4 protein-coding genes are annotated in these 6,274 nt (G+C 72.4%); all 4 read right to left on the bottom strand.

Going from position 1 to position 6,274, the window contains the following annotated elements; translation table 11 throughout:
* Positions 1 to 3,510: 3,510 nt before the first annotated feature.
* On the bottom strand, positions 3,511 to 3,678 hold the full coding sequence (locus AC51EU_RS25660) for a DUF6760 family protein (protein WP_496269448.1): 168 nt from the start codon (positions 3,676 to 3,678) through the stop codon (positions 3,511 to 3,513).
* The gene (locus tag AC51EU_RS25665; protein ID WP_496269449.1) at positions 3,675 to 4,088 is read right to left on the bottom strand and encodes a hypothetical protein; all 414 of its coding nucleotides are present in this window, start codon (positions 4,086 to 4,088) and stop codon (positions 3,675 to 3,677) included. Before AC51EU_RS25665 ends, AC51EU_RS25660 begins: the two co-directional genes overlap by 4 nt.
* Entirely contained in the window at positions 4,088 to 4,531 is a 444-nt protein-coding gene (locus AC51EU_RS25670) for a phage tail protein (protein WP_496269450.1), read from the bottom strand. The genes AC51EU_RS25665 and AC51EU_RS25670 overlap by 1 nt, the downstream gene beginning before the upstream one ends.
* A gap of 70 nt (positions 4,532 to 4,601) precedes the next feature.
* Positions 4,602 to 6,179: a phage tail sheath family protein gene (locus AC51EU_RS25675; RefSeq protein ID WP_496269451.1), complete on the bottom strand. Its 1,578-nt coding sequence runs from the start codon at positions 6,177 to 6,179 to the stop codon at positions 4,602 to 4,604.
* Between the last annotated feature and the right edge of the window lie 95 nt (positions 6,180 to 6,274).

Genomic DNA, 6,274 nt, shown 5'->3' on the forward strand with positions numbered 1-6,274 from the left:
TTTTTGGGGGCTGATGGCTGGGGTGGCCTGGGTGGGAGTGGACATGGGGTTTGGGGTGGTCTGGGGTGTGGAGGTGATGCTTGGGGCGTGCCGGGGTATGGGGGCGGAGGTTGTGGTCGTACGGCGCTGGACGAGCCGCTGTACCTGCGTCTCGTTGCCCGGGAGCGGCAGTCCTGTTCCGCGCGCCGGCGACTCTGCTCCGTGCCGGGGCGGCCGGGCGTCGGATACGGGAAGCCCGGCGCCCGGCGTCGGCACTCCAGGGTTGGGAGTTGCACCCGGGACGGGAGCGGGCGCCCCTGGACGGATCTGCTTCCCGTCCTGGGGGGAGGGGACGTTCTGCCTCCCCGACCCCGCAGACGGGCCGGTCCGAGCGGTGCGGAGCGGAACCACGGGCAAGGGCACACTCGCCCGGGAGGACGAGCGACGCAGCGGCGCCACCGACGCCGTCGGCCGGTCCCCCGCAGGCTCCACGACCGGCTGCCGGACGGTGAGCGGCCGGAGGGACGACAGCGGAGTGCTCGGGGAGACGGCCCCCGTCCTCGTACGTGCGTCGTTGCGTCCGTCCGCCGAACCGGGGCCCGACGAAGTGCGCGGGGGACGGACGGACCGCCCGTTCGCCGGCGCCCCGGACATGCCGGTTTCCGGTCCTGGGACTCGCACTGCGGAGGTTGCCACCGCGAGCTGAACGGTGGACGGGGAGACCGATGGGGCCGAGGCTGACGGGGACAAGGAGGCTTCAGGGCGTGACGGGCTGCCGGGATGTGCGGATACGGGTGGCGGCCCGGCTTCCTCGGCGTGGTGGTGCGGTTCCGAGGGCGCGGGGTGCGCCGGGGCTGCCACGGGCTGGGAGAGAGGCATCCGTGCGGCGGTCGGCGGGGATGCGGGTGGCTCGGGCGCCGTGGTGCCGCTGGGCCCGGAGTCGGGACCTCCGGCGTTGCGCGACGAGTCGCTGCGGGCCGGAGCTTCGCGGGAAGCGGGGCGCCCCGAACGGGCTTCCGCCGTCGATGCACTGCGCTGAATCGCAGTCCTCTCGGCGTCACCGTCCCGGAGCGTGGAACGAGCGATCGGCGCACCGATCGACGGGCGGCGACCACCGGCAGACCGAACGCTCCCCGACGCCTGCCCGTCCGATGACGGCAACGGGCCACGGCCCGCACCGGACCTGGCCGTATCGCGATTCCCGCCCGACTCACGGGTCAGCTCGGCACGCACGTCCGCGTTCGTCACCGGTGTGCGTGGGGTGGCGGGCTCGGCGGCTGTGGCTCTTGGGACTGACGGCGTGCCGGGACCGATGTCCGAGGACGGTTCCGTGGGCGCCCTCTCGGGCGTGTTCGGCGGAACGTGACGGGACGCCGAGACCGGAGGCACGGAGCCGTCTGCCGGGCGGGTGACGGACGGGACGGGCGTCGCCGGTCCGGACGGGATGCGACGTGCCTCGGTGCCGCCCTGCCCGGCCGCATCCTGCCGGAGCGGTGCGCCGAGCCCGTGACGACGCCCAGGCGCGGAACGGGCACGTTGGAGCGGGGGCGTGCTGTCCCCGGAACGTGACGGTGCGGCGGGCGTGGGGCTCATGGCCCTCTCGGCGGAGCTTCCAGGGAGCGCTGACACCGGGGCCTGAGACGTCGATGCTGCGCTGACCGGTGCGCCGAGCCCGGCGCGCCGCTCGCCCCCCGCCCTGCCGGACGAGCGACGGCGGTCACCGGAATGGTCAGTGCCGGCATCCGCAGGCCCGTCGGACACAGAGTGGTGCGAGGGCAACGAGCTTGCGGAAACGGCCACATCGGATACGGAGCGTTGCACGGCTGCCTGCGGGGTGACGACGCTGGCAGCAGCGGACGAATCCGCAGCAGCCCGCTGCACCGGCGCACCCTGAGGAGAACGGGAAGCGGATGGCAGGGACGCAGCCGACCCATCCAGCCCAGGAGACGCTGCCCCACCACGCGGCGACCCAGCGGCATCCGTTCCACGCCCAGGACGTGCGGACCCGAGCACACCGCCATGCACATCCTGCGCACCCGTCAACGGAGAGCGCGCCGAGGGCGAAGGAGCCGAGGCCGACGGAGCCACGGCGCGTGGTGCTTGGGGTTCGGCGTTGCGCGCAGAGGGTGTCGTGGTTTCCCCACCCGGTCGGGCGGAGGCCGACGTGGAGCGAGGGGCAGGTGTGCCCGTGCTTGCCTTTGTGGTCGGGCTTTCTTCTGGTCCCGTACTTGTAGGGGGCGTCGCGTCGGGGGTCCGTGCGGTGTCCGACGGACGGTTCGTGGGGTTGCCCGTGTGTGCCTGCGGAGCGCGACGTATGCGCCGTACGGTCATACGTCGTGGCGCGGCCTGGCGCTGGGGCGTGGGGAGTTCGGCGGAGGGGCTGCCGTTCGCCGGCGTGTCGCGTGGCGTGTCGGCGGCAGGTTCGCGGGGTCCGGCCGGTGGCGGATCAGGGAGTGCAGGGGCCTGGACGGCGGCAACCGGGGACGGTGGTGTGTCGGCGCCAACCGCGCGGAGCCGGCGCGGTGGTTGTACGGGCGGAGGTGCCGAGGTGAGTGAAGTGCGGGTGGCCGCCCGCTGGACGGGCGCCGACCGTCCGGCCCGTGAGGCGCGAGCCCCCGGCACGGTAGAGGGAGCGGAGGCCGAGGGGGAGAGCGAGGGGGCAGCGGCGGAAGCGGACGCCGTGGACGCCGACCGCTGCGCGGCGGCGATCACCCCCGAAGGGCCCGCCGGCCCGGTGGAGCCGGAGGCCGCCCGGGAACGCCGCACAGCGGCCTCACCAGCATTCGCGTCCACTCCGGTACCGGCACCCTTACCGGCATGCGCCCGGGTACCTGAGCGTGCCCGGACGCTTTCCCCGGCGCCCGGCCTCATGCCCGACCCCGCAGCCAAGCCCGCACCAGCACCAGCAGCGGCACCCGCGCCGGCAACCGCCCTCGAACCCGCCGATCCGGAACCCACCGAGCCCGAAGCCACCGACCCCGTACCCGCATCGCCCCACGGGACCGCTCCCAGCCCCACTCGGCCCCCGGCGCTCACCCCCGTACCAGCACCCGCCGTCGTCGGCCCCTCCTCCGGCCGCCCCGCGACCGGAAGGCGCAGCGACGGCAGCCCGAGGGAGGACGGCCGGCCGGTGACGGGCGTGAGGACGTCGTTGAGCACCCCGGCGGGGGCCTCGGCCCGGATCTCGTGGCGCAGTTCGCGGCGGAAGGAGTGGTCGCGGTGCGTGGACAGCGTGCCGGCGAAGTCCGGCGTCGCGACGGTACGCGGTGCCGTCAGCACACGCCGCACGGGCGGCAGGGCGGACCAGCCCCCGCCCTCGCCACCGGCCCCCGGACGCGCGGAGGCGTCCTGACCCGGCCCGACGCCACCCGCATCCGCACCCACCGACGCCTCCGGAGCGCCAGCCACCGAGGACCCACCGCTCCCCGCGACCTCGACTTCGGAGCCCATACCGGCACCAGCCCCGGCCCCCGCCCCGTCACCGCCCCGGCGCCGTTCCCCGCGCCGCCAGTTGAACAGTCCCATCCCCCGTCACTGCATCCCTTCGGTCCGCGTGCCCCGTTCCACGAGGGTGGCGGTCTGTGACACGTACGCGCGCCGGTCGGCGTGTTCGAGGTCGAGGATGTCGTCGAGGCGCCAGTGGAAGTGGTAGGCGAGGTAGGCGACCTCCTCCTCGATGCGGTCGGCCGCGTACGTCACGATTCCCCCAGGCGGCTCCCGGCCAGCTCCACCTCGAAGGACTCCTCGCAGTGGGGGCAGGCGACGGTCGCCCGGGTGTGGCCCTCCGCGTTGATCTGCCGGTAGAAGTCCTGGAGGAAGGCCAGGTCGGAGGCGAACATGTTCTCCACGGTGCCGTCGTGCACATCCGGCAGCGTGCCGAGCCGGGTGATGACCCGGCCCAGCAGCACGACCGAGAGATAGGCCGGGTTCTCGCGTACGCGTACGTCGCGCAGCGGGATCAGCTCGTCCCGTGCCGTGGCCAGCCGCATGGTGCCGTCGCGGTGCACGGTTCCGGATTCGTCGACGTAACCGCGCGGCAATTCGAAGGCGAATTCCGTGCGCAGCACGTCACGCTGGGCCGCCGCCCCGGCAGGGCCTTCCCTCCGCATTACTCGATGACCAGTTCTTCGAAGACGATGGTGACCTGCTCGGTCAGCGCCGCCGCGTCACCGGCCTTGACGCCGCTGGTGTCCACCTTGCTGCACCAGGCGTTGCGCATGTTGTAACGCTTCACCGGGTTGTTCTGGTAATCCATCATCATGATGGTCGCGTTCTTGCGCGCCGACCCCATGTCACCGGCGATGGACTTGTTGATCCACTCGGTGAACGCGGAACTCTGCGTCATGCCCCGGGTCACCGTGCATTCACCGGCCTTCTTCACGCCGGGCATCTTCTTCACGACGGGCCTGCCGTCCGCCGAGACCTGCTGGTACTCGATGACGTCCTGCTCCATGGAGAGGCCGCTGACCTCCTGGAGGTACTCGACCATCACGCCGTCGATCTGGAGGCCGAAATTGTGTGAGGTGAGCGCGTCACCGGGCTGAAGGGACATGGTGTTTCACTCCTGCGGAAGAAGGAAGGGTTTTTCGTGCCGTGTACCGGCGCGGTCGTCACGCCGTGGTCTATTCCTCCAGTTCGCCCCCGCCGCCGGAGAACTGGGCCAGCCGGAAGACGACGAATTCGGCGGGCTTGACCGGCGCGATACCGATCTCGCAGACCACACGGCCCACGTCCACGGATTCCACGGGATTCGTCTCCGCGTCACACTTCACGTAGAAGGCGTCCTCGGGCCGCTGTCCGAACAGCGCGCCCGACCGCCATTCATTGACCAGGAACGCCGAGATGTTGCGCCGGATACGGGCCCACAGCGCCTCGTCGTTCGGTTCGAACACCACCCACTGGGTACCGACGAGGATCGACTCCTCCAGGTAGTTGAAGTAGCGGCGCACGTTCAGGTAGCGCCACGCCGGGTCGGAGGCCAGGGTCCGCGCGCCCCACACCCGGATGCCGCGCCCGGGGAACGCGCGGATGCAGTTGACGCCGATGGGGTTGAGGAGGTCCTGCTCGCCCCGGGTGATCTGGAGCTCCAGGTCCACGGCGCCGCGGACGATCTCGTTCGCCGGGGCCTTGTGCACCCCGCGCTCGCTGTCGTTGCGCGCCCACACACCGGTCATGTGGCCGGACGGCGGGACGAGGCGGGACTGGCCCGACGCCGGGTCGAAGACCTTGATCCACGGGTAGTACAGCGCCGCGTACCGGGAGTCGTAACCGGCCACCTCCTGGCGCCACTTGCGCACGTCGCGGGCGTTGAGGGAGGGCGGCGGGTCGAGGACGGCCATGCGGTCGCCCATCAGCTCGCAGTGGGCGACCAGACCGAGCTGGACGGCCTTGACCTGCTCAAGGTCGATCAGTCCCTGCTGGTAGGCGGCCATCAGGTCCGGTACGGCCACCATGTTGACCTCGTCCAGCGCCTCCAGGCCGCCGAAACCGGTGCGGTCGGCCGCGTCGCCGATGAAGCGCCCGGAGGTGACCTGCCCGGCGCCGTTCACGGGCGCGGGAGGGGCGGCAGGGGCCGCGGGGGCGAGAGTGACGGACTGCGCGGCCGGCTTGGCCGGCTGCGTCGCCGGCACGGCCTCCTCGACGACGATGGTCTTCGACCGCTGCTTGACGTGGGTGACGACGTAGTTGCGGGCCGTCTTCTTCGCGCTGACGTCGAAGGTCTCGACGGTCTTGCCGCCGTCCTTGACCACCAGCTTGAAGCGGTCGGCCGTGCCCTCGCCCTCGGCGTCCTGTACCTCGACGGTCAGCGTGCCGCCGTCACCGGACCCCTGGCCCAGTGCCGCCACGGTGAACGTGCCCAGCGCGACCGGCTCGCCCGTCGTCAGCTCCCGGGCCCCGGCGGACGCGGCGGCCGCGGGCTGTGCGGTGCCGGGGGCCGAGCCGCCGACCCTTACGACGTAGGCGGCGGTCCCGCCGTTGTTGAAGAACCCGTAGACGGCGTGCGCCAGGTAGTAGTTCTCCGTGAAGTCACCGAACGCGGCCACGTACTGGGACCAGTTCGTCACCAGCGTCGGCTCGTCGAGGGGGCCGGTGGGTGCCAGTCCGACGAAGGCGGCGACGGACGTGCCGACGCCCTCGATGGGGCGTGAGCCGCTGGCGACCTCCTCGACGTACACGCCGGGGGAAAGGTAGGTGGGCATGCTGGTGCTTCTCCTCTGGGCGGTGGTGCGGTGCGGTTACCGGGAGCCGTGACCGGCGGGCGTCGCGCGCGGCACGGGCCGCGGAAGCGGAGGGT

The sequence above is a fragment of the Candidatus Streptomyces philanthi genome (assembly GCF_059553635.1).